Genomic DNA, 26,661 nt, shown 5'->3' with positions numbered 1-26,661 from the left:
CGGCTGGGGAGAACCACGCATGAAAAAGATCGAAGCCATCATCAAACCATTCAAGCTCGACGACGTGAAGGAAGCCCTTCAGGAAATCGGTCTTCAGGGCATGACTGTCATCGAAGCCAAGGGCTTCGGTCGTCAGCGCGGCCACACGGAACTGTATCGCGGCGCGGAATACGTCGTCGACTTCCTGCCGAAACTGAAGATCGAAGTCGTGCTGGCGGACAGCGCAGTCGAAGGCGCCGTCGATGCCATCAAGAAAGCAGCCCACACCGACAAGATCGGTGATGGCAAGATCTTCGTTTCCGACGTTATTGATGCTGTGCGGATTCGCACGGGTGAAACCGGCGACGCAGCACTCTAAACTTCTTGCTGGCGCCCCGCGCGCCGACCTATCAGACAGCACAAGCAGCTCACGAGAAGGCAGACCCCATGGCTGATGAACTCTACAAAAAAATGAAGGATGAAGACATCCAGTATGTCGACCTTCGATTCACCGATCCGCGCGGCAAGATGCAGCACGTGACGTTCCACAAGGGCATGGTTGGCGAAGACTTCTTCTCCGAAGGCCAGATGTTCGATGGATCTTCCGTTGCCGGCTGGAAAGCCATCAACGAGTCCGACATGCTGCTGATGCCGGATCAGGCCACCGCGATCATCGACCCTTTCTTCCAGCAGCCGACGCTTGCCGTGATGTGCGACGTGCTCGATCCGATCTCGGGCCAGCCTTACAACCGCGACCCGCGCACCACCGCCAAAAAAGCCGAAGCCTATGTGAAGGCATCGGGCGTTGGCGACACCGTGTTCTTCGGTCCGGAAGCCGAGTTCTTCATCTTCGATGACGTGCGCTGGTCAATCGAGCCTCACAAGACCGGTTACTCGTTCGACTCGACCGAACTGCCGATCAACACCGGCAAGGAATACCCGATGGGCAACATGGGCCACCGCCCTGGCCCGAAGGGTGGCTACTTCCCGGTTCCGCCGATCGACTCCGAGCAGGACATGCGCGGCGAGATGCTGACGATCATGGGCGAAATCGGCCTTGATCCCGAGAAGCACCACCACGAAGTGGCCCCGGCCCAGCACGAGCTCGGCCTGAAATTCTCGACACTGACGGTCATGGCTGACCGTATGCAGCTCTACAAATACGTGATCCACAACGTCGCGGCCCAGTACGGCAAGACGGCAACCTTCATGCCGAAGCCGATGTACAAGGACAACGGCTCGGGCATGCACGTTCACCAGTCGATCTGGGGCAACGGTAAACCGCTGTTCGCCGGCAACAAGTATGCCGACCTCAGCGAGATGTGCCTCTACTACATCGGCGGCATTATCAAGCACGCCAAGGCCCTGAACGCGATCACCAACCCGTCGACGAACAGCTATAAGCGCCTCGTCCCGGGCTACGAAGCGCCGGTCATGCTGGCCTATTCGTCGCGCAACCGCTCGGCCTCGATCCGCATTCCGTTCGGCTCGAATCCGAAAGCGAAGCGTATCGAAACCCGCTTCCCGGATCCGATGGCGAACCCCTATCTCGCCTTTGCCGCGCTGCTGATGGCCGGCCTGGACGGCATCGAGAACAAGATCCACCCGGGCGATGCCATGGACAAGGACCTGTACGACCTGCCGCCGGCTGAAGCCAAGTCGATCCCGCAAGTCTGCGGCTCGCTGCGTGAAGCCCTCGCATGCCTCGACGCCGACCGCGCCTTCCTCAAGAAAGGCGGCGTGTTCGACGACGACCAGATCGACGCCTATATCGAACTGAAGATGGAAGAGAACATGCGCTACGAACTCCATCCGCACCCGGTCGAGTTCGACATGTACTACAAGAACTAGTCCCGGCGCTTCTTTCGCCAGACAGAGCGCTTCTTTCGCCAGACAGAAGGCCGGCATCTTCGGATGCCGGCCTTTTCTTTTCGGCGTCCGGGCTCCGGAACGAAAAAGCCCCGGCGCGAAGGCCGGGGCTTTTCCGAATTCAGACGTTGCGCCTGGATCAGCCAGCTTCGGTCTGCGTTTTGTTGGCGTGCACGTAGAGCGGCTCGGCATTGCCTTCAACCACTTCGGCATTGATCACGACTTCTTCGACGCCGCGCAGGTTCGGCAACTCGAACATCGTGTCGAGCAGGATGCCCTCCATGATCGAGCGCAGGCCGCGTGCACCGGTCTTGCGGCCGATCGCCCGGCGCGCAACCGCGGTCAGGGCTTCCGGCGTGAAGGTCAGCGCGACGTTCTCCATGTCGAACAGTTTCTGGTACTGTTTCAACAGGGCGTTCTTCGGCTGGGTCAGGATCTGGATGAGGGCTTTCTCGTCGAGATCTTCCAGTGTGGCGATGACCGGCAGACGGCCAATGAATTCCGGGATCAGGCCGAACTTCTGGAGATCTTCCGGCTCGGTATTGCGCAGCGTCTCGCCCACGCCCTTGTCATCGGCATTCTTGATGGTGGCGCCGAAGCCGATCGAGGCATTGTCACCGCGCGCGGCGATGATCTTCTCTAGGCCCGCGAACGCACCGCCGCAGATGAAGAGGATGTTCGTGGTGTCGACCTGCAGAAATTCCTGCTGCGGATGTTTCCGGCCGCCCTGCGGCGGAACCGCCGCAACTGTGCCTTCCATGATCTTCAGCAGCGCCTGCTGGACGCCCTCGCCCGACACGTCGCGCGTGATCGAGGGGTTGTCCGACTTGCGCGAAATCTTGTCGATCTCGTCGATGTAGACAATGCCGCGCTGGGCGCGTTCGACATTGTAGTCCGCCGCCTGGAGCAGTTTCAGGACAATGTTCTCGACATCCTCACCGACATAGCCGGCTTCGGTCAGCGTCGTGGCATCGGCCATCGTGAACGGCACGTCGAGGATGCGCGCCAGCGTCTGGGCCAGCAGGGTCTTGCCGCAACCCGTGGGGCCGACGAGCAGGATGTTCGACTTCGACAACTCGACCCCATCGGTCTTGCCGGCGTTCGAGAGGCGTTTGTAATGGTTGTGGACTGCGACCGAGAGGATTCGCTTGGCGTATCTCTGACCGATCACATAATCGTCGAGCACGTCGCAGATTTCCTGCGGGGTGGGAACACCTTCGCGGGACTTGATCGCCGAGGTTTTGTTTTCCTCGCGGATGATGTCCATGCAAAGTTCGACGCATTCATCGCAGATGAACACGGTGGGACCCGCAATAAGCTTTTTCACCTCATGCTGGCTTTTTCCGCAGAAAGAGCAGTAGAGCGTGTTCTTGGAGTCGCCGGAGCCGTTTTGCTTCGTCATAACTTCCTCAATGCCGCGAAACGCTTAACGCAGGCTTTAAGGCCCGCACAGAGACGATCCGTACCTTTTCAAGTCTATAGTTGTTCGTGCAGCCTGCAAGGGGCGGGCCGCAGGTTTGAGACAGCCGCCTATTTCTCGTCTTCGGCGGCCCGGCGCTCGTAAACCTTGTCCACAATGCCAAATTCCATGGCCTGTTGGGCCGTTTGGAACGTATCGCGATCCAAAGTGCGCTCAATGACTTCGTAGGGCTGACCCGTATGGCGCACGTAAATTTCGTTAAGACGGCGCTTCATTTCGATAATCTCTTCGGCGTGACGCTCGATATCGGTCGCAACGCCTGAATAGCCGCCCGACGGCTGGTGCAGCATCACGCGGGCATTCGGCAGCGCGATCCGCATTCCGTTTTCCCCAGCGGCAAGCAGCAGGGAGCCCATCGAGGCCGCCTGGCCGATGCACACGGTCGAGATGGGGCAGCGCACGTATTGCATGGTGTCGTAGATCGCGAGGCCCGACGAGACGTAACCGCCGGGGCTGTTGATATACATGGCGATTTCGCGCTTCGGGTTTTCGGATTCGAGGAACAGGAGCTGCGCCGTCGTCAGCGCAGCGACGCCATCGTCGATGCCGCCGGTGACGAAAATGATCCGCTCTTTCAAAAGGCGCGAAAAGATGTCGAATGCCCGCTCTCCGCGGCTCGTCTGTTCGACGACCATCGGGACAAGGTTGAGCGCGGTCTCTTGGATATTGGACATCAAGTAAGCCTTCGAAAAACAGGGCTGAATCAGCAAAGCCAATGATTGGCAGATGCCCCTATATTTGTCCACGCAGGCACCGCTGCAAGAGGCAGGCAGCTGTGGATAGGCCTAGCGGAACGGCCATTCCCCGGCGCCGCTGGGCAAAGGGCCGACCGGATCACGCAGAAAAGCCGCATAATCGGCGATCACCTTGCCGCGCTGCAGGTCGCTCAACAGCACGTGATAGCCCTCAGGATAATACACGGTGCGGACATGCGGCGGCATGCGCGGCGCGGTGCGCCTGGGCCCGGGCTCAGGCACCACTTCGTCGCGCGCGCCGTAGGCTGCGAGCACGGGCACTGATGCCGGCAAACGGGCGACCTGCTCGTGCGCGCGCTCCATCAGGGACACAGCGCCCGCCAGCTGGTCGATGCGGTTTTGCTGTGCATGCAGCGGATCGGCGTCCTGCACCGCGACGAAGGCGTCATTGTCCGTCATTTTCGGTTTGGCGAGCCTTGGCGGTTTGACAATCAGTCCAGGCGCCAGTCTGGCTCCCAGCCAGAGCGTCGACGCAAAGACCGGATTGAGCGCGCCCCAGCCACGCAGGCCCGGCCCCGACAGGATCAGCCGGTCGGCCTGTGGCGGCGTCTGCGATGCAAATGCGGTGATCGCCACCGCCGCGCCCATCGAGATGGCCACGACGGTCAGCGTGGCGCCGGGATGGCGGGCCCGCGCCAGGGCGACTGCAGTGCGCAGGTCTTCCCGCATCAGGTCGCCGCCCGCCCAATGACCCCGATGGACCGACCGGCCGAACCCGCGCTGGTCATAGGCGTAGACCGGAATGCCCGCCCTCGCCCATGCGGGCGCTGCAAGACGGAATTCGCCCGCGTAATTGTTCATGCCATGGATGCCGACGATCACATGCTCGGCCGGCGGGCCGTTGTCCGGTTTCCAAACGCTGAGGCCAAGCCGCGCGCCATCATGCGCCAGCATCGCACCTTCATCTTCAAGGAAGAGGAAGGCGGCCATCTGCGCCTTTCAGCACGCTGTCGCAGGCGCTGGAACGGCCGCCATCTGGGTGCACGGATGACGGAACGGCCACTCGACCTCGCCGCTCGGCAGAGGTGCGCCCGGGTCCTTCATGAAGGCGAGATAGTCGGCATGGACCTTCTCGGCCTGAAGGTCGCGCAGCAGCATGTGATACCCGTTGGGATAATAGACCGTGCGCACATTCGGCGGCAGCAGTTTCGCGGTCCGCTCGACGCCATTCTCCGGCACGACGATGTCCTTGGCGCCATACGAGGCGAGGATCGGCAGGGTCCGGGGCAAACGTGCCGCCGCCCAGTGCGCGTGTTCCATCAGTGTAACGAGGCCATAGACGGCATCGATGCGGTTTTCATAGGTCATGTTCGGGTCAGACCAGGTCCGGCGCAGCATCGCATTGTTGTCGGAGGGTTCGATCTTGATCAGGCCCGCTGGCGGCACGACGATCCAGCCAGGGTTCGTATGGGCCGAGGCATAGAGGCTGACGCGGTAGAGCGGATTGATCGCGCCCCAGCCGCGAAGGCCGGGGCCCGAAAGGATCAGCCGGTCAGCTTTCGGCGGATCGTCGGACCCGAAGGCCGTGAGCGCCACGGAAGCCCCCATCGACACACCCACAACCGTGATCACCGCATCCGGGTGGCGCTGGCGCGCCACATCAACGGCGGTGCGCAGATCCTGGCGCATCAGCTCTTCGTCCGGCCAGTAGCCCTTGTTGGGCGAACGGCCGAAGCCGCGCTGGTCGTAGGCATAGGTGGTCACGCCATGCTTGGCCCAATAGGGCGCCGCCATGTGGAATGCGCCGGCATAGTCGCTCATACCGTGCACGCCGACCACGACATAGTCGGGGTCGTCCGTGCCCTGCGCCGGCCAGACCGACAGGCCCAGCCGGGCGCCATCGGCGGCAATGAAGGCGTTCTGATCCGGCAGGAATTGCGCCGTCACCGAACCGGCAGACTGCAAGGCCCCGACCGTCACCGGATGGGCGCAGGCCGGCAGGGTCAAGGCCATGAACGCGCCCGCCACCGCGACAATGCCTGCGCGCAGTCGTTGCATCCAGTTCCGTCTCATTGCCGTCTTCATGGCGAATCCCTTGTCAGGCCGGTTGGCCCACTATCCTGGCAATTATAGAAATTGCGTCTGAACGGACAGTGACAAGAGTGCAAACACAGAGCCTGCAAGGCGATTTGCACGGGCAAAGGGCCGTTCTCGCGCTTGATGCCCCCGCCCGGTCGTGCCAGACCCGCCCCATCCAAAACTCTGGCCGGGATACCTGTCATGATCTTTCGTCTCTCACTTCTCGGCGCTGTCGCAGCCCTTTCGCTGACCGCCTGCGCCCCCGATGCGGCCACGCCCGCACCCGAAGCCGCTGCGCCCGCCGCTGAAGCGCTGCTGCTGCCTCTTCCCGAGGCGACCTCGCCCGAAATCACCGAGGCCGACCTTGCCCTGCGCATCAAGACGCTGGCTGACGACGCCTTCGAAGGCCGCGGCCCCGGCACGCCGGTCGGCGAAGGCGCGGCCGCCTGGATTGCCGCCGAGATGGCCCGCATCGGGCTCGAACCGGGCGGCGACAACGGCACCTTCTTCCAGGAAGTGAAAATGGTGAACCAGACTGTCGATCCGGCCACGTCGGACCTGATTGTCACTTGGCCGGACGGTGAAGACCTGTCGCTCAGCTTCAAGGATCAGACCGTTTACTGGACCAAGCACCAGAATGCGCAGCAGGTGAGCTTCGGCCCTTCAGACGTTGTATTCGTCGGCTATGGCATTACCGCGCCGGAATATGGCTGGGACGACTATGCCGGCCTCGACGTCAAAGGCAAAACGGTCCTGATCCTCGTCAACGATCCTGGCTTTGCGACCAATGATCCGGACCTCTTCAACGGCCGGGCGATGACCTATTACGGCCGCTGGACCTACAAGTATGAGGAAGCCGCCCGCCAGGGCGCAGCCGCGGCGATCATCATCCATGAGACGGCTCCCGCCGCATACGGATGGGAGGTTGTTTCCGGCTCATGGACCGGCGCACAGTCCGACCTCGTGCGCACCGATGGCGGCGAAAGCCGCGCCCAGCTCGAAGGCTGGATCACGCGCGACATGGCGGCGGAAATGTTCGCCAAGGCCGGCCTTGATCTGGAAGTCATGAAGACGGCTGCCAAGACGCGCGGCTTCGTGTCGGTTCCGCTCGAAGGCATGAAGATGCGCGGCACGATCAAACAGACCATTGAGCCGCTCTCCAGCCGCAACGTCATCGGTATCCTGCCTGGTACGGCCACGCCGGACGAATATGTTCTGTACACGGCACACTGGGACCATCTCGGCAAAAAGACCGGCGAAAAGGCCGGCAAGGAAGGCCAGGATTTCTACGAGGACGACATCTTCAATGGCGCTGTCGACAACGCGACCGGCGTTGCGGGCCTCCTCGAAATCGCGGAAGCCACCAAGGCGGCGCCGACTGCGCGCTCGAATATCTTCGTGTCGGTGACGCTGGAAGAATCGGGCCTGCTGGGCTCGGCCTATTACGCAGAACACCCGACCGTGCCGCTCAACAAGATCATTGCCGGCATCAACATGGACGGCGCCCTGCCGATGGGAAAGACGAAGGACATGATCGTCGTCGGCTTCGGCGCTTCCCAGCTCGAAGACCGGCTGAAGGATGTGCTGACCGCACAAGGCCGCGAGATCAAGCCGGACCAGCTGCCAGAGGCCGGCTATTTCTACCGCTCAGACCACATCTCCTTCGCCAAGAAAGGCGTGCCGATGCTGTATGCCGATGGCGGGCAGGACAAAGTCGAGGGCGGAATCGCCGCCGGCAAGGCCGCCGCAGCGGCCTACACCGCCGAACGTTACCACAAACCGATGGACGAGTATTCCGACAGCTGGGACCTCTCGGGCTTCGAGGAGGACATCGACACGCTGTTCCAGGTGGGTCATGCGATTGCGGACTCCTCGGACTGGCCCACCTGGTATGAGGGCAACGAGTTCGAAGCGGCCCGCAAGGCCAGCCTCGCCGGTCAATAGGCCGTTAGATGCTGTCCTATCAGCACGGGTTTCACGCAGGCAACCGCGCCGACGTGCTCAAGCACGCCGTGCTCGACCTCGTGCTCCGTGCCCTCGCCAAAGGCCCGCGCCCGGTACTGTATGTGGAAACACATTCCGGACGCGGACGATATGACCTGACCGGCGCGCAGGCCCGCAAGGGCGGCGAGGCCGACGCCGGCATCCTTGCCCTCCTGAAAGGCGAGGTGCCCGCCGGCTTCGGCGACTGGCTGGATCTCGTCCGCGCACGGGGCGAGACGGACTATCCCGGCTCCCCCGCCCTGGCGCTGGCCCGCCTGCCGGCCTCGGCGCGCGCGATCCTGTTCGAACGCCACCCCGCCGAATTCAAGGCGCTGACCGCCGCGGTCGGCGCCGACCCGCGCGTGCTGATCCGGGAAGCGGACGGCTATGCCGGCGCACTCAAGCTTGCCCCGCGCGGGCATGAGCAGATCGTCGTCTTCTCCGATCCGAGTTACGAGACGCGGCGTGACATCGAAGCCCTCGCCCTGTGGACGCCCAAAGCGCTCAAACGCTGGCCCACCGGCATGATCCTGCTCTGGCTGCCCCTCTTCCGGGACGGGCGCGAGGCCGAGTTCGGTGAGCTGCTGGCCGAGCTTGGTGCAAACCTGATCTCCGGCTCGCGCTGGCCGGTTGCGTCCACCGAGACGAGTTCGCTGGAGGGCACCGCGATCGTCGGATTCCGCGTTCCGGACGCCATCGCCCGCACGTCCGAAAAGATGGCGCAGGACCTCGAAGCACTCTGGGCGCGGAATAGCTGAGCGTCCCGGAATTCACAAAATTCGGGGAACATGACATTTACTTAAAATAGATTTATGATATTTTTCTAACATGGATTGTATTATAGGTCCCGACAGCGACTGGGAGCGCCTCGAAGGCAGGCCGGTTTCGGCTGCGTTCCATCTTGAGGAAATACGCCAGGCCCTGCAGTTCCTCCGCAGCAATATCCCCGCAAATACCGGCCTGTCCGAGATCGATGCGGCTTATCAGGACGCGCTGGGCGCCCTGTCCTGCCTGAGCACCTGCTTTACCGGCTCCGTGCATTTCGCGCCGCGCGCGAGTGAAGCCGCGCATCTTCGCCCCTGACGCTTGCCCTTCTGGCCACGGACTTGCATTGACGGGCGCTCCCCAGCCCGAACGTTGCCTCATGTCCGATAAACAGCCCTCCGCCGCCCCGCGCCCCGTGATGGACATCCTCGTCCAGCGCCAGCTCGACAACATGGCGACCGGCAATGGCGCCTATCTCGAAACCTTCCTGCGGATGGTGAAGCGCGCGGGACTGGACATCCGCATCGTGTTCGCGCCCTGGCAGTCCTTCGGCAACCGCCCCTGGGCCAGCGTGCACCCGCGCCTCGCGGGTTTTGCCTCAGCCATCGTCTGGCCGGGCTCGGTAAAGATCGCCGGCCGCTACTGGTCCACTTCGCCGCGCATCTGGACGCGCTTCGCCGTTCGCCTCGCCAAGGAGGCGTATATGCGCCTTGGCGGCAAGCTGATTATCCCCAGCTATCTCGGCAAGGAGATCAGCCCCAGGGAAGCAAGTATCGTGGCGCGTGTCTGCGACGCGGATCCCGCCGCTATCACGCTGGCCGAGTACAGCTCCATGGGCCCTGCCCTGAAAAAGCTGAAGCGGCGCACCCTGCACGCCTGCCTGATGCATGACCTGTTGTCGGACCGCGCGGACCGTTTCCGCGCCGGCGGCCAGGTCATCGACTTCGACGAGACCTCGCTTCAGACGGAGATCGACTGGCTGTCGAGCTGCAACCTGATCTTCTTCGCCTCGGCGAACGAGCTGGCCAAGGTGCAGCGTCACCTGCCGGGCACACAGATGGCCTGGGTGCCGCCCGATGCACCGGACTATCAGGCCACGGAAGATACCGGCGCACCGCGCGTGGTGTTTATCGGCACGGTGCACGGCGGCAATACCGAGGCGCTGAACCACTTCCTCGACGATGTCTGGCCCGGCGTACGCGCAAAGGCGCCCTCGCTCGATTTCTGGATTGCCGGCTCGATTGGAAAGACGCTGACGCCGGAGCGGGCTGCCCTTCCGGGCGTCAAGGTGCTCGGCCGGGTCGAGTCGCTCGAAAGCATCGGCGGCGCAAACGCCATCGGCATCGCCCCGACCCGCTTTGCCACCGGCGTCAGCATCAAGGTCGCCGAATACCTTCTGCTCGGCATGCCGACCGTCGCCTATCCGCTCGCGCTGGAGGGTTTCGGGGATGTACTCGATGATCTCGTGGTCACCGCTGACGGTCCCAAGGCGCTGGAAGCAGAAATCCTGAACCTCGCGGCCGATACCGAGCGGCGCAAAACTCTCTCGGACGCCTCGCGGGCCCACGCACGCGACCGGCTTTCACACGCCTCCGCAATCGCATTGATCCAGAACGCCCTCGGCGCCAAGGCATGAAAAAACGGGGCCGGATTGCTCCAGCCCCGCTTGATGTCTTGGCGTTCGGCCAGCCTTACTCGGCAGCGACCGCAACGTCGGCGGCGGAAAGATCCGTGTACCGCTTCAGGTGGTGATCGACGTTGCCGAATTCCGAATCGATGATTGTCAGGCGCTTGAAGTAGTGGCCGATGGCCAGCTCGTCTGTCATGCCCATGCCGCCATGGATCTGGATCGCGTTCTGGCCGACGAAACGGCCGGCCTGACCGATGCGCACCTTCGCAGCTGACGCAGCTTTCTTCCGGGTGACTTCGTCTTCGCCCAGCTTCAGCGTTGCCATGTAGGTCATCGAAACCGACTGTTCGGCTTCCATGAACATGTCGACCATCTTGTGCTGCAGCACCTGGAACTTACCGATCGGCGTACCGAACTGCTTGCGCGTGCGCGAATACTCGACCGTCATCGTCTGGGCGACCTTCATTGCGCCGCACGCCTCGGCGCAGAGCGCGGCGATGGCCTCATCGGTGACCGTTTCGATCAGCGGCAGGCCGTTGCCGGCATCGCCGATCACGGCCTCTGCGCCCACCGACACGTTGTCGAAGTGCACTTCCGAAGCGCGGCGGCCATCCACGGTCGGATAGTCGCGCGTGGTGACGCCTTTGGCATCCTTGGCAACAATGAACACACCGATGCCCTTGGTGTCGCGGCGGCCACCGGCCGTCCGTGCCGTGACAATGAGGTGGCTTGCCCACGGCGCACCGACGACGACGGCCTTGTGGCCGGAAATCTTCCAGCCGCTGCCGTCTTTCGTGGCCGTCGTTTCAAGGTCCGCCAGGTTGAAGCGGCCCTTCGGCTCGGCGTAAGCGAACGCGAACACGCGCTCACCGGCGATCATCGGGGCGAGGTGCTCTGCCTTCTGGGCATCCGAACCGCGCTTCAGGAAACCGCCGCCGCAAACAACGGACTGGAGATAGGGCTCGACCACAAGGCCTTTGCCGAATTCTTCCATCACGACCATCGCGTCGATCGGGCCGCCGCCGAGGCCGCCGTCTTCTTCACTGAACGGTGCGGCCAGCAGACCGAGTTCCGCAAACTGCGCCCACATCGCCGGACGCCAACCCTCTTTCGAGGCGACGACCTTGCGGCGGGTGTCGAAATCATACTGGTCCTTGATCAGCCGGGCGAGGCTGTCGCGGATCATCGTCTGTTCTTCGGTGAAATTGAAATCCATGGTCTAAACCTCCCAGTCCCAGCGCCTTAAAGGCCGAGGATCATTTTCGTGATGATGTTGCGCTGAATCTCGTTGGATCCACCGTAGATCGACGTCTTGCGCATGTTGAAATACGTATCGGCCGCATAGTTAGAATAGTCCGGACCGACACCGAAATCGTTGATGCCGTGGCCGTCCATGCCGCGGGCATAGGGCGCGCCGTAATTGCCGACCGCTTCGAGCGTCAGCTCGGTCAGGCGCTGCTGGATCTCGGTGCCCTTCACCTTCAGGATCGAGCTTTCCGGACCCGGGCCCTTGCCGGCCGCTTCCGAAGCCAGCGTGCGAAGCTCGGTGAATTCGAGGGCGGTCAGGTCGATTTCCAGCTGGCTGATCTTGCGGGCGAAATCACCGTTGGTGATCAGCGGTGTTCCGTCGATGGTTTCCGACGACGCGATGTCGCGCAGACGCTCGATACCGCGCTTGGAACGCGCCACGCCGGCGATGCCCGAGCGCTCGTGCGCGAGCAGGAATTTCGCATAGGTCCAGCCTTCGTTTTCCTTGCCGACGAGGTTCTCGACCGGAACGCGCACGTCCGTCAGCCAAGTCTCGTTCACTTCATGCGTGCCGTCGATCAGCTTGATCGGGCGCACTTCGATGCCCGGCGTCTTCATGTCGACGAGTATAAAGCTGATGCCTTCCTGCTGCTTGGCCGACGGGTCGGTGCGGCAGAGGAAGAAGCCCCAGTCGGCGTGCTGGGCCAGCGTCGTCCATGTCTTCTGGCCGTTGATCACGTAATGGTCGCCGTCGCGGACGGCTGTAGTCTTCACGCTCGCAAGGTCCGAGCCGGCGCCCGGCTCGGAATAGCCTTGGCACCACCACACTTCACCCGACAGGATACCCGGCAGGTGTTTCGCCTTCTGCTCTTCGCTGCCGAAGGTGTAAATCACCGGGCCGACCATCGAAACCGAGAACGGCAGCGGCATGATCGTGTCCATGCGCGCATTCTCTTCAGACCAGATATAGCGCTGGGTGGAGGTCCAGCCGGTGCCGCCGTATTTCTTCGGCCAGGCCGGAGCCGACCAGCCCTTCTTGCCGAGGATCTTGTGCCAGGCGAGGAACTGCTCGCGCGTCAGATCTTCGCGGGTGCCGACCCCCGCCAGTTCCTTCGGATAATTGTCGCGGATAAACGCGCGCACTTCATCGCGAAAGGCGATCTCTTCAGGCGTGAAGTCGAGATTCATGGCCGATATTCCTCCGATACCTCTGGGTGCTTATTGGCACCTCTATGTCAGTCAAAAGTGTACGCTGGCAAGGTGACGTGCACGTAAACGTAAAGAATGCCGCAGTGAACCTGACGTCAGGCGTCTGCGGGCTTGGCAATAAAAGGCGCGCACGCGGTCTTCAGCACGCCGATGGCCGACGCCGAGCCGAGGCCGCCGCCGGTCTGGAATTGCAGTTGGAGCAGCGGCGCAAGTCCGACCCGCTCCAACGCCGCTTCGTGCGCCGGGCGCTGGGTGATGTGAGAGGCGAGGCAATGGCTGACTGCCGAAGGAGACACAGCGTGCACCACACCGGCCGCGATGGTGGTCGCGAACCCGTCGAGTACCACCGGGATGCTCTGATGGCGCGCTGCGATGATCGCTCCGACACAGGCGGCGAGCTCGCGCCCGCCGAGACAGCGCAGCGCTTCCAGAGGATCGGACAAATGGCCCCGGTGCAGACGCAGGGCGTCGTTGACCAGTTGGCTCCGCTTGGTCGACAGGCTCGCCGGCGTCTGGGCGCTCGGGCGCACCCAATAGTCCGGCGATCCGCCGTAAAGCGCACAGGCTACAGCCGCCGCCGCCGTCCCGACGCCGGCGCCTGAAACGGCAATTGCGAGCAGGTCGGGCTGGTCCTCGACCGCTTCAAAGCCATAGGCGATGGTTGCCGCGCACTCGCGCTCGGTCATGGCCGGTTCCTGCGCGATGCTGGGCGTCGGCCGGTCCAGCGCCAGCTCGAATACGCGCACGGTGGCACCGGCCTGGGTCGCGATCGCCGACAACGGGGCCTTGCCTTCGCGCAGCGCATCGATGTGGGCGCGGGTATCTGAATTGCTCGACAGCGACACACCTGCATCCACGATCCCGTGCGAACCGGCGAAGATGGCCAGGGTCGGCTTCTCGATGCGTGGCGGGAACCGGCGCTGCCATCTGGCCAGCCATTCGGCCGCCTCGCCCAGGCGACCGAAATCGCCCTCCCGGCCCATGCCGAGCAGTGCGTCGCGGACCTTATTGCCGGACGCCGTGTCGGGTTCGACCGGCTTGAGAATCAGGTCGCGGACATCCGACAGGGGAGACTTCTGGGCCGCAGGATCGCTCAATACACATTACTCCCTGCGCCAAATACGAGCGCAGCGTTTAGATTAACAAAAATTCCGGGCTCTGTCCGGCAAGGTTTTATTACGGCGTTCATGCAATACTTGCAGAGAGTCCCCATTCAGTATTTGCTATAAACATGCCCGTCGAACCTATAAAGAGCCCCTGTATCAAGGTTTGCGCCGTTGACGGAAAAACCGGGCTTTGCCTCGGCTGTGGCCGGACCCTGCCGGAGATCGGCGGATGGGTAAAAATGGGCGCCGAGGCCCGCGAACAGGTCACTGCGCTGCTGCCCGAACGGATCGCGCGCCTAGAATCGATGGGAAAACGCTGACACGATGGCCTTGCGCAACCTGTTCTTCGTCATGTTCACCGCTGTCGCCGCCGCGATGGTCATCGCTTTCGGCATTGCCCCGAAGTTCAAGGAAGACGCCGCCGAGCCCGAACCGGTCGCCATGGTCGCCGCCGCCACACCGGAACCGACGGCCCTGCCCGGGTCCCGCGCCGCTTTCATCGACAAGGAAAATGACGGCCATTTCTGGACCCGCGCCGATGTCGGCGGAACGCAGATTAAGTTCATGGTCGATACCGGCGCCAGCATCGTCGCGCTGACCTACTTCGACGCCCAGCGCCTTGGCCTGAAACCCGAGGAACTCGAATTCGATTCCGAAATCCGAACCGCCGGCGGCATCACCTATGGCGCTCCCGTCACGCTCGAGAGCATCCGGATCGGCCGGGTAAAGATCGAGAATGTCGATGCGGTGATCCTGACCAGCGGCCTAGAACAATCCCTACTCGGCATGACCTTCCTCGGCGAACTGAATTCCTACGAAGTCCGTCAGGGGCAGATGATCATACGCCAGTGATCGGTTTGCCATCGAGGCCCTTGCCGACTCCGATCTCCCAGGCAAAGCGCGACTCGTCCCCCGCCCAGCGCGCATAGGCGACGCGGCCCTCCAGGCCCGCCGCCTTCATCAGCGCGCGGTACCAGTTCTCGACTCCCGCATCGAGCTTGTGCGGATGCACGCCCCAAAGAAGGCACGCCTGACGCACCCGTGCATCCTCGATGGATCCATAGAGGATCGGCGTTGCCCCGCGCACCCGGGAGAACCGCGCGAGCCGCTCGAACGCCCCCGTTCGCAGCGCCAATGCCGAGGCGCCTTCAGCAGCGGCCATGCCCAGAGACGTCTGCGCAACCACATCAATCGCTGTCTGCGCCAGCTCATCGCCGTCGAACTGCGTCATCGAACTGCGATAGTCCTCGGCATTCTCGGTCGCGCGGATGATCCGTGACATGATCGCCACCGCCGTCGCCGGATGGCGACCAACGGCGGTCTCGGCCGACAGCATCACGGCGTCGGCCCCCTGATAGATCGCCGTGGCAACGTCCGAGGCTTCCGCCCGGGTCGGCGCCGAATTCTCGATCATGGATTCCAGCATCTGCGTCGCAACAATCACCGGCCGGCCTGCGGCCCGCGCCGCGCGGATGATGCGCCGCTGGATCACCGGCACTTCTTCCGGCGGGTATTCCACGCCGAGGTCGCCCCGCGCGACCATCACGCCATCGGAAGCCTGGATGATCTCGCGCAGCTCACCCAACGCCGCAGGCTTCTCCAGCTTCGCGATCAGCGGCGCGCGGCCATTGATGATCGCCTTGGTCATCGCGATGTCGGCCACCGATTGAACGAAGGACAGCGCTACAAGGTCGACACCGATCGACAAGGCAAATTCCAGGTCCGCCTTGTCCTTGTCGGTCAGCGCCTTCACCGGCAGCGCCTTGCCGCGCACGGTAAAACCCTTCTTGTCTGAAATCTTGCCCGGCACATCGGCGCGCACGGTTGGCGTCTTGCCAGCCTGGGTCACCGTGAAAATCAGCTTACCATCATCCACAAGGATCGTGTCGCCTTCGGCCAGCTGGTCGAGGATCGCCTTGTGCGGCACCGGAATCGTATCGGGCGCGCCGGTCGTCTCGGCCGCCACCAGCGGATATTCCGACCGCCAGGCCACCTTCATCTCCCCGCCCGGAAAACTGCCGACGCGCACCTTCGGACCCTGAAGGTCTGCCAACGCCGCGAGCGGCCGTCCGACCAGCGCCTCAACCTTGCGCACGGTCTCCAGCGTCTGCCGGTGATCCTCATGGCTGCCATGGGAGAAGTTCAGACGGAACACATCGGCGCCCGCCTCGGCCAGCGCTCGGATCTCCTTCAGCGACCGGCTGCGCGGCCCAAGGGTCGCGACGATCTTGGCATTCTCGGCACGCAGGGGCGATTTGGGCATCTGGAACTCCGTCATGACAAGGCTGTCACGACGTCGGCTTATAGCGACTCGGGGCGGGCTCGCTAGGCTCACATTTCTTTGCCGCCTTTGCATCCGCCGTAGCTTGCCGCTGCATCTGAACGGGTAATCCGGAGTCGTACCAAGAAACTGAAACTCGCCGCGCTGGCCTTGCTGACCCTGCCCGTAGCCTGTTCGACCATTGCCGAACGCATGGCCCCGCAAGCAGAAACCGACGCCGCATCCCGGCAAGTGCTGGTGCTCGGGTCGTGGCACTTCGCCAACCCCGGCGCAGATCTCGTCAACGCAGAAGCCGACGACGTGCTCACGCCTGTCCGCCGGGCCGAACTCGAAGCGCTTGTGCGTCGTCTGGCTGTCTTCCAGCTCACCGCCATCATGGTGGAAGCTGAAAACAAACGACCGGACTTTCTTGACGCCGGCTACATGGATTTCGCGCCCGACGATTTGCTTTCGAACAGTAACGAGGTCGCCCCGATCGCCTACCGGCAGGCGCATGAGCTGGGCATCGAGCGGGTCAACGGCGCTGATACGCGCGAAGGCGAGATTGATTTCTTCCCCTTCGACAAGGTGCAAGCCGAGGCGACCAAATTCTCGGAGGCCCGGAAGGCCGAGACCATCTCGCAGCTGCTCGCACGCCAGAAGGATCCAACGTAGATCACGGCGATGCACAACGCCTTCTATTATGGCCCGCTCAAACTCGCCGATGCGACGAGCGAGCCCTGCGCGCTGCTCAATGACGGCTGGTTCGCGCGCAATGCCCTCACCTTCAGCAAGATCGCCGCAACGACCAAGCCCGGCAACCGCGTGATCGTGCTCGACGGCTCCGACCATGCCTATTGGCTGCGCCACTTCACCGAAAGCACGCCGGGCTTCTCGCGCGTTGAGCCGGCGGACTATCTCGAAGATCAAACGATCTGGATAAGGTCCCACAGATTCCCGAAATCGTCGCGGAACACGGCGACGGTTCCATATTCTTCCCGGCGCGGCGCTTCCATGAAGGTCACGCCACGCCCGGCGAACGCGGCATGATCGCGGTCAAAATCGTCCGTCTCCAGAAAGAAGGCGACGCGGCCGCCTGTCTGGTTTCCGATGGCGGCGCGCTGAGCGTCACCATCGGCCACCGCCAGCAGCAACCGCGTTTCTGCGCCCTTCGGCGCCACAACCACCCAGCGCTTGCCGCCTCCGAGCAACGTGTCTTCGACCAGATCGAACCCGAGCTTGCCCACAAAGAACGCAAGACCGGCCTTATAATCCGGCACCACGAACGTCACGGTCCGCAGGCGCAACGTTTAGGCCTCGACCAGAACGAACGGATCGAAATTCAGCACCGGCGCCAGCCAGCGCTCGGCCGTCTTCACGTCCCAGCCCTTGCGGCGGGCATAATCCTCCACCTGGTCGCGCTCGATACGGCCGAGCGCAAAATAAATCGCCGCAGGGTTTGCGAAATACATTCCGGACACGGACGGTGCCGGGTTCATCGCAAAGCTTGAGGTAAGCTCCACACCGATCTGCCGTTCGGCATCCAGCAGGCGGAACAGGGTCGCCTTCTCGGAATGTTCCGGTTGCGACGGATAGCCGGGCGCGGGCCGGATGCCGCGATACTTCTCGGCAATCAGCTCCTCGCGCGTCAGCGCTTCATCTGGCGCATAGCCCCACAATTCCTTGCGCACGCGCTCGTGCATGTATTCCGCCATCGCCTCGGCAAACCGGTCAGCCAGCGCCTTGACCATGATCGAGGAATAGTCGTCGCCTTTGGCTTTGAACGTCTCGGCAATCCGGTCGGCTTCCGGGCCGGCGGTCACGCAGAAGCCGCCGATCCAGTCCTCGCCCTCAGGCGCAATGAAGTCTGAAAGCGCATAGTTGGCGCGACCATTGTCCTTCTTCATCTGCTGGCGGAGCGTATGGAACGTGTCGCCGGTGCTGAGACGGATATCGTCGCCCACCGCCTTCGCGCCCCAGAAGCCAACCACGGCTTTGGGATTGAACCAGCTTTCGCCGATCAGCCGTTGCATCATTGCTTCGGTATCGCGCCATAGGCCCCGCGCTGCCTCGCCGACCACCGCATCTTCCAGGATTTCCGGATAGTGGCCGGCAAGGTCCCAGGCAGAGAAGTAAGGCGTCCAGTCGATGTACCGGGCCAGCGTGGCCAGATCGATGCCCTCGAATGTGCGCGTACCCGTGAAGGCCGGTTTCGGCGCGGTGTAGTTCGCCCAGTCGGGCCGGAAGGCGGCCTTGCGCGCGTCCGCCAGCGACAACCGGGGCTTCGGCGGACCATCCTTGCGCGCTTCACGCATGCGTTCGTAGCGTGCGCGCGTCTGTGCGACCAGGGCCGGTCGGTCCTCGTCGTTCAGGAGCGCCGAGACGACACCCACGGCGCGGCTGGCATCCACCACATGGATCACCGGCGCCGAACGGATGACTGGATCGATCTTCACAGCCGTATGCGCCGGGCTCGTCGTTGCCCCGCCGATCAGAAGAGGCTGCGTCATCCCGCGCCGCTGCATCTCGCTGGCGACAAACACCATCTCGTCGAGGCTCGGCGTGATCAGACCGGACAGGCCGATGATGTCGACCTTCTCATTAATGGCCGTTTCAAGAATCTTTTCGGCCGGCACCATCACGCCAAGGTCAATGATGTCATAGCCGTTACAGGCCAGCACCACGCCAACGATATTCTTGCCGATGTCGTGCACGTCGCCTTTTACGGTCGCCATCAGCACCTTGCCATTGGAGACGTCCACCGTGCCGAGACGCTGCTTCTCCTCTTCCATGAAGGGTTCGAGCCAGGCGACCGCCTGCTTCATCACGCGCGCCGACTTCACCACCTGCGGCAGGAACATCTTGCCGGATCCGAACAGGTCGCCGACGACGTTCATGCCATCCATCAGCGGTCCTTCGATCACGTGCAGCGGGCGCTCGACCGACAGGCGCGCCTCTTCCGTATCCTGATCGATGAATTCGGTGATACCGTGCACCAGCGCGTATTCAAGGCGTTTCGCCACCGGCGCATCGCGCCATTTCAGGTCCTTTTCCGCGCTCTTGCCCTTCTGGCCCTTCAGGCCCTCGGCAATCTCGATCAGCCGCTCGGTCGCATCCGCGCGGCGATTGAGGATCACATCCTCGACACGCGCGCGCAGCTCAGGCTCAATGTCGTCATAGATATCAAGCTGGCCGGCATTGACGATGCCCATGTCCATGCCCGCCGGGATGGCATGATAGAGAAACACCGAGTGCATCGCCCGGCGCACCGGCTCATTGCCCCGGAAGCTGAACGAGACGTTCGAAAGCCCGCCGGAGATATGGCAGCCGGGGCAAGTCGCGCGGATTTCCCGCGCCGCCTCGATGAAATCGAGCGCGTAATTGTTGTGCTCTTCGATGCCGGTCGCCACCGCAAAGATGTTCGGGTCGAAGATGATGTCTTCAGCGGGGAACCCCACCTCTTCCGTCAGGATACGGAAGGCGCGCTGACAGATCTCGACCTTGCGGGCCTTGGTGTCCGCCTGCCCCACCTCGTCGAACGCCATCACGACCACGGCCGCACCATAGGCCATGCAGGCCCGCGCCTGCTCCCGGAATTTCGCCTCGCCTTCCTTCATGGAGATCGAGTTGACGATGGCCTTGCCCTGCACGCATTTCAGGCCCGCCTCAATCACCTCCCACTTGGACGAGTCGATCATCACCGGCACGCGTGCGATATCCGGCTCCGCCGCGATCAGGTTCAGGAAGGTACGCATCGCGACGACGCCGTCGAGCATACCCTCGTCCATGTTGACGTCGATCACCTGCGCGCCATTTTCGACCTGATGGCGCGCCACTTCCACCGCGTCGGCATACCGCCCATCGGTGATCATCTTCCGGAACACGGCCGAGCCGGTCACGTTCGTCCGTTCACCGATATTGATGAAGTTCTGCGATGCGCTCTTCGTCATTTGCGAATTCTTCCTGCATCCAGCGGCCAGTTCCCGCCGGGCACGGCGGGACAGGCGCTGACATCCTGATTATACCAATAGATCCAGGCGGTCTCGCCCGTCTCTGCGCCCGCTTCATCGCACAGCGCCACCTGCACGCGCAGGTATAGCGACGTTGCCGGGTCGTCTGTCACGTCTTCGAATTCATCCATCGCGGGCACGATCCCCGCATCGCTTAGGCGCCAGCGGATGCCGTGGCAAAGCTCATCGCCCGCCACCACACCCGGAAAGCCGCCCAGGTCCACCATTCGTCCACGGAACCAGCAGGGTGCGCCGAACGCGCCTGCCTCCGCCAACGGCAAGTCCGCCGGCTGCCCCGCGGCGCCTCGTTTGAGCAGGCCATAGAAGACGAAGAGGTCGCCTTCGGTCGCCGGCGGCTTCGTCACGACGCCACCTCGAACGGCTCCAGCCCCGCCAGCCGCATCGTATGCTTCGTCGGCGCCGCCAAGCGGGGCTTGACGCCTTCAACCGCCTTCGCGATGGCAGCGATATGCTCCGGCGTCGTGCCGCAGCAGCCGCCGAGAATGTTGACGATGCCGTCCTTCGCCCAGGCGCCTACCGAGTTCGCCGTCTGGTCCGGCCGCTCGTCATACTGACCCATCTCGTTCGGCAGGCCCGCATTCGGATAGGCCGCCACCAGCGTGTCCGCCACGCGCGCCATGTCGGCGATGTGCGGCCGCATCAGGTCCGCGCCCAGCGCGCAGTTGAAACCGATGGCGAACGGCTTGGCATGACGCACTGAATTCCAGAACGCCTCCACCGTCTGGCCCGAGAGGGTCCGGCCGGACCGGTCGGTAATGGTGCCGGAAATCCAGATCGGCAGCTTCTCAAGCCCCTCAGCCTCAAGATCCACGATCGCCTTGATGCAGGCCTTGCAGTTCAGCGTGTCGGTGATCGTCTCGATCAGGTAGAGGTCAACTCCGCCTTCGTTCAGCGCGACGATCTGCTGGCGATAGGCTTCGTACACGTCGTCAAAGGTCACCGAACGCGCGCCCGGATCGTTTACATCCGCCGACATCGACAGCATCTTGTTGAGCGGACCGATGGAGCCAGCCACGAAGCGTGGTTTGTGCGGCTCCTTTGCGGTCCAGGCATCCGCCGCCGCGCGGCCAAGGCGCGCGCCCGCAAGGTTGATGTCGCGCACGGCGACCGCATCGAGCTTGTAGTCTTCCTGCGCGATGGTCGTCGCTGAAAACGTATTCGTCTCCGAAATGTCCGCACCCGCACCGTAATAGGCATTGTGCAGATCGGTCACGATATCCGGCCGCGTCAGGCAGAGGATGTCGTTGTTGCCCTTCATCTGACCCACATGACCCGCGAAGCGTTCGCCCCGGAAATCTTCCTCCGCCAGCCCCCGGCGCTGGATCATCACGCCCCAGGAGCCATCCAGAATGAGGATACGTTCCTTCGCAGCGGCCTTCAGGGCGACAATACGATCTTGTCTGGTCATCGGTCACGCCGCCTTTGCGGATTGGGGTTTCAGGCCGAGCAGACGGCATGTCGACAGCGACAGACCCGCCCGGTTCATGGTGTAGAAATGGAAGTGGTTCACGCCCTGCTCCGCCAGCCGGTTGCACAGCTCTGCGGCCACATGCGCGGTCACGAGATCGCGCGTCTCCGGATCATCTTCCAGCCCGTCATACATCTCCGCGATGCGCGCCGGAATGGCGGTGCCGCAAAGATCCGCCATCCGCTTCAGGCCGTTAAAGTTCGACTGCAGCATGATCCCGGGAATGATCGGCTGCGTGATGCCGGCTGCGCGCGCCGCGTCGACGAACTTGAAGAATACGTCGGGGTAGAAGAAGAACTGCGAGATCGCGCGCGTGGCGCCGGCATCAAACTTGCGTTTCAGGTTCTCCACCTCGGCTTTCAGCGATGGCGCATCCGGATGCACTTCCGGATAGCAGCCCACCGAAATGTCAAAATCGGCAATCTTCCGTGCACCCGCAATCAGGTCGCTGGCATAGGCGTAGCCGCCCGGATGCGGGACATAACGCGTGCCGATCCCGTCGGTCGGGTCGCCCCGCAGCGCCACGATCCGCTTCACGCCCGCCGCCCAATAGTCGCGCAGCACCTGGTCGATCTCGTCCTTCGTTGCCGCAACGCAGGTGATGTGCCCCGCCGGGCGCAGCATCGTTTCCTCCGCCATGCGCTTGACGATGGCCTGCGTGCGTTCGCGCGTCGAGCCGCCCGCGCCATAGGTCACCGACACGAAGTCCGGCGCCATCGGCTCCAGCCGCTCCACGGTTTCCCACAGACGCGCGGCCATCGCGTCGGTCTTCGGCGGAAAGAACTCGAACGAGACGCGCAAGCCCTTGCCGGCGTCGTGAGGATTGGTCTGGGAACGGATCATGCAGCTCTCGCATTGGAAGCGGCGGGCTTGGTGGCCCGCCAGATGTTCACGGTCAGGCCCGGGGCGCCCTGTTGCGGCGGATCGAAGGAACGTGGCGGGTCGAGCTTCAGCCCGGCCGCCTGCGCCCATTCGGCCAGCGCGTCATGGCGCACGCCCAGGCGCCGGTGGCCATGTTCGGCGCGCAGGAATTCAAGATCGTGCGGCGCAAAGTCGATCACCAGCAATGCGCCGCCCGGCACCAGCACACGCGCGGCCTCGGCAATCGCGTCGCCCGGCGTGTCCAGATAATGCAGCACCTGATGCACGATCACGAGATCGGCCGACGCATCCTCGAACGGCGCCGCGGTGACATCGCCAAAGCGCACCCGGCCGTTGCTCACGCCCGCCTGTTCCAGGTTTGCCCGGGCCACGGTCAGCATCCGGTGGCTGAAATCGATACCCTCGGCCTCCTTCGCACGGCCGGACAGCAGCATCAGCATGCGTCCCGTGCCGGTGCCGAAGTCGACAATCCGCCGATAGGGCCCCGGCCCAGCCAGCTCCAGCAGCGTGTCCTCGATGGCCTCATTGGGGAAATGCAGCGCCCTCAAGGAGTCCCAGGTTTCTGCGATGCTGGAGAAATAGGCCGCTGCCGATTCGGCGCGCGCCTGGATCACTTCGCGCAGCTTGTCCCGGTCGGCCTGAAATTCGGGTGCGTCATGGCTGATCTGCGAAAACAGATGGTCCAGAAAAGACAGTCCCGGCTCTGTGCGGGCGGCGCGGTAGAACACGAATGCCCCTTCCGGCAACCGCTCTGCCAGCCCCGCTTCGGACAGGTTCTTGAGATGGTGTGACAGGCGCGGCTGGCTCTGTCCCAGCACCTGAACCAGCTCGCCTACAGACAGGTCGTTGCCGCGCAACAGCGCCAAAAGGCGGAGCCGCGTAGGCTCGCCCGCCGCTTTCAGCTTTTCGAGAAGGTCATCAAGGTGCGTCATCCGGAAACATATAAACATCCATTTATATGTTTTGGCAACCGGCTTCCAGCCGCACGCCCAGTCACACACTTTCAACAGTGTGATGCAAAAGTAACGATCAAGCGCCCCAAAAATGCCTAGCCGTTGAACCTTTTAGGCCCGGTATCCATTTACTCTTCTGACTATGCAGGACGTCCTCCCATGAAAATGCCTATCGGCGCTGCGTTAGTTTCGCTCGCCCTTACAGCTTGCGCCACGGCGCCCGCCCCCGAGAAGGGCGACATGGCTGACCCCTTCGAGGGGTTCAACCGGCAGATGTTCGCGTTCAACAATGGCGTCGACAAATACGCGCTCGGCCCCGCCGCAACGGCTTACAAGACCGTGACGCCGGAGTTTGCCCGCACCGGCGTGACTAATTTCCTGCGCAACTTGAACAGCCCGGTCATCCTGGCGAACGACGTGCTGCAGGCCGAGCCCTCGCGCGCTGGCGCCACGGTCGCCCGCTTCGGAATCAACACGACCATCGGTGTTCTCGGACTTTGGGACGCCGCCGACCATTTCGGCATCGAGCGCCATACCGAGGATTTCGGCCAGACGCTCGGCGTCTGGGGATTTGAAAGCGGCCCCTTTCTGGTGCTGCCGATCCTCGGACCAAGCTCGCCCCGGGACCTCATGGGCGACGGCGTCGACATGGCCTTCAACCCCTTGAATTACATAGAGATCGACAATGACGAAGACACCAACATGTCGGTGCGGGCCGGACTCGGCGTGCTGTCGGCCGTCAATGCGCGCGTTCTGTTTGATGACGAAATCGACACTTTGAATTCCCAGCCCGAACCCTACATCGCCATGCGCCGACTTTATTCATCTCAGCGTCAGAATGCGGTTGCTAATGGCAAGCTTGATGATGCAACCGAGTATGAAGACCTCCCGGATTTTGACGAATTTGAAGAGTAATCGACGGTCGCCCCGAAAGAGGAGTAATCCCGTGAAAACACTCATCCGAGCAACACTTGCAGCGTCGGTCATCCTGGCCGGGAGCCTGCCCGCGTTCGCGGATGCCCGCACCGAAGCCTATGTCCAGAAGAACGCCAGCGAAGTGCTGCAGTCACTGAACAATCCCAAGCTTTCGGCTGCCGAACGCACCGCGACGTTCAGCAAATACATGGATACCATCACCGATCTCGATGCGGTGTCCAACTTCGTGATCGGCAAGTACGCCCGCCGGTTCTCGGATGCTGAACTTGCCAAGTACCGAAAAGCGTTCCGCACCTATGCACTGGCCGTGTACGAGTACCAGCTGGACGCCTATCGCGGCGAAGCCGTGGTCGTGAAGAATTCGGTCGACCGTTCGGAAACCGACTCGATCGTCAACACGGTCATCAAACGCCAAGACGGCAAGGACATGGATGTCCGCTGGCGCGTCCAAGGCAAAGACGGTGATTATCAGGTCATCGACGTTGCGCTGAACCTCGACGGCAACCTGATCTGGCTGGCCATCGAACAGCGGGCCCAGTTCATCGCCCTGCTGGACCGGTCGAACGGTTCGGCCGACGCGTTGATCAAGAAGATTGACTCGATGACAGCCGAACTGAAGTCCAAGACCCGCACCTGATCGCAGCCGCCTCAAAAAAATCGGCCCGCCCCGGATCGTCCGAGGCGGGCCTTTTCTTTGGGCATGCCGGGCTTAGCGGTGCGGCGCGTGCGGGTGCCAGCCCAGGATCAGGATCAGCGCCATGAACGCGAGCACATAGGCCGCGATTACGAACCAGCCCTGCGTCACCCATTTCCAGACCGACTTGGCCTCTGGAAAGATGTTCGAGATGGCGACACCGGCCGAAGAGCCGAACCACATCATCGAACCGCCGAAGCCGACCGCGAAGGCGAGCACGCCCCAGTCATAGCCACCCTGCGCCAGCGCGAGGGCCGTGAGCGGGATATTGTCGAACACGGCCGAGACAAAGCCGAGACCCATGGTCGTCGGCCAGCTGGCCGGCGGCAGGCTCTCGACCGGCATCAGCGAAGCCGACATCACGAGGCAGAGCAGGAACAACGTGCCCTTCAAAGAAGACCCAATGATCGTCCAGTCCGGCTTGCGCAGCAGCGCAGTGACGATGATCGCCGCCCAGACACCGATGCCGATCACCGGCAGCATATCGAGCAGTTCCGGGAAGTAGAGATTCGCGGCCACGTTCGAGCCGATGGCGGTCAGCAGGATGACGACGACCACGGCCACGCGGCCCCAGTCCACCGTGATCCCTGCGGTGGCCGCTTTCTGGATCGGGTGGAACTTCTGCTGCGACAACGACGCCGGCACCGAGATGACCGCCAGCGCGACGAAGGACGCGACATAGGCGTGCAGCACGTCCAGCGGGTTGACGCCGTCGATCCATATCATGGTGGTCGTTGTGTCACCCACGACCGAACCGGCCCCACCCGCATTGGACGCCGCCACGAGCGCGGCGATGTACCCGATATGGACCTTGCCGTGATAGACGTGCTTGGCGACGATGCCGCCGATCATGGCGGCGGCAATATTGTCGAGGAAGCTCGACAGGAAGAAGACCAGCGCCAGAAGCACAACGCCGCCCGTCCAGTTGTCCGGCAGGATGGCCGGGATCTTTTCCGGCACGTTCGAGGTTTCGAAATGCCGCGACAGGACCGCGAAGCCGAGCAGCAACAGCAAGAGGTTCGCGATTACGACCCACTCATGCGAGATGTGGGCCGAGAAACCCGCGAGACCGGCGCCGTGCTTGAAGCCGACGACCAGGAATTTCCAGGCAAGGATGATTGCGAGGCCGGTGACCGCCACCGTGAAGACCCGGTGGTGGAAGATCGCGACGCCCAGAAGCGTCAGCGCGAAGAGAATGAAATCGACCGGCACCGGACCGATAGCGGCGGGCAACATTCCGGCGAGCGGACCGCCTGCCCCTTCTGCCATGGCTGGCAGCGCCAGCACAAAAGCGCCGAGACCCGAGACCAAGGCGCGCACAGTTCTGCAGCCGGCGCGCGCGTGCGCCGACCCCGGTTTTGAGTTCATGGGTGCCCCTCCTAGGACGAAACCGC

Annotated in this window: 26 protein-coding genes and 1 pseudogene; 12 read left to right on the top strand and 15 right to left on the bottom strand. The window is 63.0% G+C overall.

What is annotated here, in order from left to right:
- Positions 1 to 19 precede the first annotated feature (19 nt).
- Together GC148_RS09340 and glnA are read left to right on the top strand one after the other, a co-directional pair.
- Positions 20 to 358, top strand: coding sequence for a P-II family nitrogen regulator (locus tag GC148_RS09340; RefSeq protein WP_291070410.1), 339 nt, complete (start codon positions 20 to 22; stop codon positions 356 to 358).
- Positions 359 to 426: 68 nt separating this feature from the next.
- Positions 427 to 1,830, top strand: a complete 1,404-nt coding sequence (glnA, locus tag GC148_RS09335) for a type I glutamate--ammonia ligase (protein ID WP_291070409.1) — start codon at positions 427 to 429, stop codon at positions 1,828 to 1,830.
- A 157-nt stretch (positions 1,831 to 1,987) separates the two neighbouring features.
- Here the strand turns inward: glnA and clpX are convergent, their stop codons facing one another.
- From clpX to GC148_RS09315, 4 genes are all read right to left on the bottom strand, one after another.
- Positions 1,988 to 3,250 (bottom strand): ATP-dependent Clp protease ATP-binding subunit ClpX, encoded by a 1,263-nt coding sequence (clpX, locus tag GC148_RS09330; RefSeq protein WP_291070408.1) that lies wholly within the window; start codon positions 3,248 to 3,250, stop codon positions 1,988 to 1,990.
- Between the two features lie 128 nt (positions 3,251 to 3,378).
- Entirely contained in the window at positions 3,379 to 4,002 is a 624-nt protein-coding gene (locus tag GC148_RS09325; protein ID WP_291070407.1) for an ATP-dependent Clp protease proteolytic subunit, read from the bottom strand.
- A 111-nt stretch (positions 4,003 to 4,113) separates the two neighbouring features.
- Complete coding sequence (locus GC148_RS09320; RefSeq protein ID WP_291070406.1) at positions 4,114 to 5,013, bottom strand: alpha/beta fold hydrolase; 900 nt, start codon at positions 5,011 to 5,013, stop codon at positions 4,114 to 4,116.
- 9 nt (positions 5,014 to 5,022) lie between these two features.
- The gene (locus GC148_RS09315; protein ID WP_291070405.1) at positions 5,023 to 6,081 is read right to left on the bottom strand and encodes an alpha/beta fold hydrolase; all 1,059 of its coding nucleotides are present in this window, start codon (positions 6,079 to 6,081) and stop codon (positions 5,023 to 5,025) included.
- Between the two features lie 222 nt (positions 6,082 to 6,303).
- On the opposite strand from GC148_RS09315, the gene GC148_RS09310 reads away from it, so the two are divergent.
- From GC148_RS09310 to GC148_RS09295, 4 genes are all read left to right on the top strand, one after another.
- Positions 6,304 to 8,046, top strand: a complete 1,743-nt coding sequence (locus GC148_RS09310) for a M28 family peptidase (RefSeq protein ID WP_291070404.1) — start codon at positions 6,304 to 6,306, stop codon at positions 8,044 to 8,046.
- An 8-nt stretch (positions 8,047 to 8,054) separates the two neighbouring features.
- Entirely contained in the window at positions 8,055 to 8,843 is a 789-nt protein-coding gene (gene rlmJ, locus GC148_RS09305; protein ID WP_291070403.1) for a 23S rRNA (adenine(2030)-N(6))-methyltransferase RlmJ, read from the top strand.
- Positions 8,844 to 8,913: 70 nt separating this feature from the next.
- The gene (locus tag GC148_RS09300) at positions 8,914 to 9,168 is read left to right on the top strand and encodes a hypothetical protein (RefSeq protein WP_291070402.1); all 255 of its coding nucleotides are present in this window, start codon (positions 8,914 to 8,916) and stop codon (positions 9,166 to 9,168) included.
- A gap of 61 nt (positions 9,169 to 9,229) precedes the next feature.
- Positions 9,230 to 10,486: a glycosyltransferase gene (locus tag GC148_RS09295; protein ID WP_291070401.1), complete on the top strand. Its 1,257-nt coding sequence runs from the start codon at positions 9,230 to 9,232 to the stop codon at positions 10,484 to 10,486.
- Between the two features lie 55 nt (positions 10,487 to 10,541).
- On the opposite strand, the gene GC148_RS09290 is transcribed toward GC148_RS09295, so the two are convergent.
- The 3 genes from GC148_RS09290 to GC148_RS09280 all read right to left on the bottom strand — a co-directional run bounded on the left by GC148_RS09290 (position 10,542) and on the right by GC148_RS09280 (position 14,034).
- A complete protein-coding gene (locus GC148_RS09290) occupies positions 10,542 to 11,696 on the bottom strand; it encodes an acyl-CoA dehydrogenase family protein (RefSeq protein WP_291070400.1) in 1,155 nt (384 codons plus the stop codon).
- Positions 11,697 to 11,722: 26 nt separating this feature from the next.
- Positions 11,723 to 12,916: an acyl-CoA dehydrogenase family protein gene (locus GC148_RS09285; protein ID WP_291070399.1), complete on the bottom strand. Its 1,194-nt coding sequence runs from the start codon at positions 12,914 to 12,916 to the stop codon at positions 11,723 to 11,725.
- Between the two features lie 116 nt (positions 12,917 to 13,032).
- The gene (locus GC148_RS09280) at positions 13,033 to 14,034 is read right to left on the bottom strand and encodes a nicotinate-nucleotide--dimethylbenzimidazole phosphoribosyltransferase (RefSeq protein WP_291070398.1); all 1,002 of its coding nucleotides are present in this window, start codon (positions 14,032 to 14,034) and stop codon (positions 13,033 to 13,035) included.
- A gap of 134 nt (positions 14,035 to 14,168) precedes the next feature.
- Here GC148_RS09280 and GC148_RS09275 point away from each other — a divergent pair, with 134 nt between their 5' ends.
- Positions 14,169 to 14,363: a DUF1289 domain-containing protein gene (locus tag GC148_RS09275; protein WP_291070397.1), complete on the top strand. Its 195-nt coding sequence runs from the start codon at positions 14,169 to 14,171 to the stop codon at positions 14,361 to 14,363.
- Between the two features lie 4 nt (positions 14,364 to 14,367).
- Positions 14,368 to 14,895 carry a TIGR02281 family clan AA aspartic protease gene (locus tag GC148_RS09270; protein ID WP_291070396.1) on the top strand — a complete coding sequence of 176 codons (528 nt, stop codon included), beginning with the start codon at positions 14,368 to 14,370 and terminating at the stop codon, positions 14,893 to 14,895.
- Here GC148_RS09270 and pyk read toward each other — a convergent pair.
- Entirely contained in the window at positions 14,882 to 16,306 is a 1,425-nt protein-coding gene (gene pyk, locus GC148_RS09265) for a pyruvate kinase (RefSeq protein WP_291070395.1), read from the bottom strand. The genes GC148_RS09270 and pyk overlap by 14 nt on opposite strands.
- Before the next feature lie 168 nt (positions 16,307 to 16,474).
- Between pyk and GC148_RS09260 the strand changes: the two genes are divergently transcribed.
- Both GC148_RS09260 and GC148_RS15950 read left to right on the top strand, forming a co-directional pair.
- A complete protein-coding gene (locus GC148_RS09260) occupies positions 16,475 to 16,978 on the top strand; it encodes a hypothetical protein (protein WP_291070394.1) in 504 nt (167 codons plus the stop codon).
- A 9-nt stretch (positions 16,979 to 16,987) separates the two neighbouring features.
- Positions 16,988 to 17,212: pseudogene (locus GC148_RS15950) on the top strand (DUF5694 domain-containing protein); the annotation flags it as partial.
- Between the two features lie 17 nt (positions 17,213 to 17,229).
- Here GC148_RS15950 and GC148_RS09255 read toward each other — a convergent pair.
- Genes GC148_RS09255 through GC148_RS09230 form a run of 6 tightly spaced genes read right to left on the bottom strand, consistent with a single transcriptional unit; the run spans position 17,230 to position 23,616 of the window.
- Entirely contained in the window at positions 17,230 to 17,610 is a 381-nt protein-coding gene (locus tag GC148_RS09255) for a VOC family protein (RefSeq protein ID WP_291070393.1), read from the bottom strand.
- Between the two features lie 3 nt (positions 17,611 to 17,613).
- Positions 17,614 to 20,253: a methionine synthase gene (gene metH, locus GC148_RS09250; protein ID WP_291070392.1), complete on the bottom strand. Its 2,640-nt coding sequence runs from the start codon at positions 20,251 to 20,253 to the stop codon at positions 17,614 to 17,616.
- Positions 20,250 to 20,678, bottom strand: a complete 429-nt coding sequence (locus GC148_RS09245; protein ID WP_291070391.1) for a gamma-glutamylcyclotransferase — start codon at positions 20,676 to 20,678, stop codon at positions 20,250 to 20,252. Before GC148_RS09245 ends, metH begins: the two co-directional genes overlap by 4 nt.
- Positions 20,675 to 21,742 (bottom strand): homocysteine S-methyltransferase family protein, encoded by a 1,068-nt coding sequence (locus tag GC148_RS09240; protein WP_291070390.1) that lies wholly within the window; start codon positions 21,740 to 21,742, stop codon positions 20,675 to 20,677. Before GC148_RS09240 ends, GC148_RS09245 begins: the two co-directional genes overlap by 4 nt.
- Positions 21,743 to 21,745: 3 nt before the next feature.
- Entirely contained in the window at positions 21,746 to 22,645 is a 900-nt protein-coding gene (metF, locus tag GC148_RS09235) for a methylenetetrahydrofolate reductase [NAD(P)H] (RefSeq protein ID WP_291070389.1), read from the bottom strand.
- Positions 22,642 to 23,616, bottom strand: coding sequence for a metalloregulator ArsR/SmtB family transcription factor (locus tag GC148_RS09230; RefSeq protein ID WP_291070388.1), 975 nt, complete (start codon positions 23,614 to 23,616; stop codon positions 22,642 to 22,644). Before GC148_RS09230 ends, metF begins: the two co-directional genes overlap by 4 nt.
- A gap of 180 nt (positions 23,617 to 23,796) precedes the next feature.
- Between GC148_RS09230 and GC148_RS09225 the strand changes: the two genes are divergently transcribed.
- Together GC148_RS09225 and GC148_RS09220 are read left to right on the top strand one after the other, a co-directional pair.
- Positions 23,797 to 24,552, top strand: a complete 756-nt coding sequence (locus GC148_RS09225; protein ID WP_291070387.1) for a VacJ family lipoprotein — start codon at positions 23,797 to 23,799, stop codon at positions 24,550 to 24,552.
- 31 nt (positions 24,553 to 24,583) lie between these two features.
- Entirely contained in the window at positions 24,584 to 25,210 is a 627-nt protein-coding gene (locus GC148_RS09220) for an ABC transporter substrate-binding protein (protein ID WP_291070386.1), read from the top strand.
- 72 nt (positions 25,211 to 25,282) lie between these two features.
- Here GC148_RS09220 and GC148_RS09215 read toward each other — a convergent pair whose 3' ends face one another.
- Positions 25,283 to 26,503, bottom strand: coding sequence for a citrate transporter (locus GC148_RS09215; RefSeq protein WP_366063619.1), 1,221 nt, complete (start codon positions 26,501 to 26,503; stop codon positions 25,283 to 25,285).
- Positions 26,504 to 26,661 lie beyond the last annotated feature (158 nt).

The sequence above is a fragment of the Hyphomonas sp. genome, assembly GCF_016125515.1.
Classification (GTDB): domain Bacteria; phylum Pseudomonadota; class Alphaproteobacteria; order Caulobacterales; family Hyphomonadaceae; genus Hyphomonas.
Note: the sequence above shows the minus strand (reverse complement) of the source record. Positions and strands in the feature narration are given on the sequence as shown.

Coding starts and splice junctions, on each gene's coding strand:
- GC148_RS09340 (WP_291070410.1), top strand. CDS start 20: ATGAAAAAGATCGAAGCCATCATCAAACCATTCAAGCTCGACGACGTG.
- glnA (WP_291070409.1), top strand. CDS start 427: ATGGCTGATGAACTCTACAAAAAAATGAAGGATGAAGACATCCAGTAT.
- clpX (WP_291070408.1), bottom strand. CDS start 3,250: ATGACGAAGCAAAACGGCTCCGGCGACTCCAAGAACACGCTCTACTGC.
- GC148_RS09325 (WP_291070407.1), bottom strand. CDS start 4,002: ATGTCCAATATCCAAGAGACCGCGCTCAACCTTGTCCCGATGGTCGTC.
- GC148_RS09320 (WP_291070406.1), bottom strand. CDS start 5,013: ATGGCCGCCTTCCTCTTCCTTGAAGATGAAGGTGCGATGCTGGCGCAT.
- GC148_RS09315 (WP_291070405.1), bottom strand. CDS start 6,081: ATGCAACGACTGCGCGCAGGCATTGTCGCGGTGGCGGGCGCGTTCATG.
- GC148_RS09310 (WP_291070404.1), top strand. CDS start 6,304: ATGATCTTTCGTCTCTCACTTCTCGGCGCTGTCGCAGCCCTTTCGCTG.
- rlmJ (WP_291070403.1), top strand. CDS start 8,055: ATGCTGTCCTATCAGCACGGGTTTCACGCAGGCAACCGCGCCGACGTG.
- GC148_RS09300 (WP_291070402.1), top strand. CDS start 8,914: ATGGATTGTATTATAGGTCCCGACAGCGACTGGGAGCGCCTCGAAGGC.
- GC148_RS09295 (WP_291070401.1), top strand. CDS start 9,230: ATGTCCGATAAACAGCCCTCCGCCGCCCCGCGCCCCGTGATGGACATC.
- GC148_RS09290 (WP_291070400.1), bottom strand. CDS start 11,696: ATGGATTTCAATTTCACCGAAGAACAGACGATGATCCGCGACAGCCTC.
- GC148_RS09285 (WP_291070399.1), bottom strand. CDS start 12,916: ATGAATCTCGACTTCACGCCTGAAGAGATCGCCTTTCGCGATGAAGTG.
- GC148_RS09275 (WP_291070397.1), top strand. CDS start 14,169: ATGCCCGTCGAACCTATAAAGAGCCCCTGTATCAAGGTTTGCGCCGTT.
- GC148_RS09270 (WP_291070396.1), top strand. CDS start 14,368: ATGGCCTTGCGCAACCTGTTCTTCGTCATGTTCACCGCTGTCGCCGCC.
- pyk (WP_291070395.1), bottom strand. CDS start 16,306: ATGCCCAAATCGCCCCTGCGTGCCGAGAATGCCAAGATCGTCGCGACC.
- metH (WP_291070392.1), bottom strand. CDS start 20,253: ATGACGAAGAGCGCATCGCAGAACTTCATCAATATCGGTGAACGGACG.
- GC148_RS09240 (WP_291070390.1), bottom strand. CDS start 21,742: ATGACCAGACAAGATCGTATTGTCGCCCTGAAGGCCGCTGCGAAGGAA.
- metF (WP_291070389.1), bottom strand. CDS start 22,645: ATGATCCGTTCCCAGACCAATCCTCACGACGCCGGCAAGGGCTTGCGC.
- GC148_RS09230 (WP_291070388.1), bottom strand. CDS start 23,616: ATGACGCACCTTGATGACCTTCTCGAAAAGCTGAAAGCGGCGGGCGAG.
- GC148_RS09225 (WP_291070387.1), top strand. CDS start 23,797: ATGAAAATGCCTATCGGCGCTGCGTTAGTTTCGCTCGCCCTTACAGCT.
- GC148_RS09215 (WP_366063619.1), bottom strand. CDS start 26,503: ATGTTGCCCGCCGCTATCGGTCCGGTGCCGGTCGATTTCATTCTCTTC.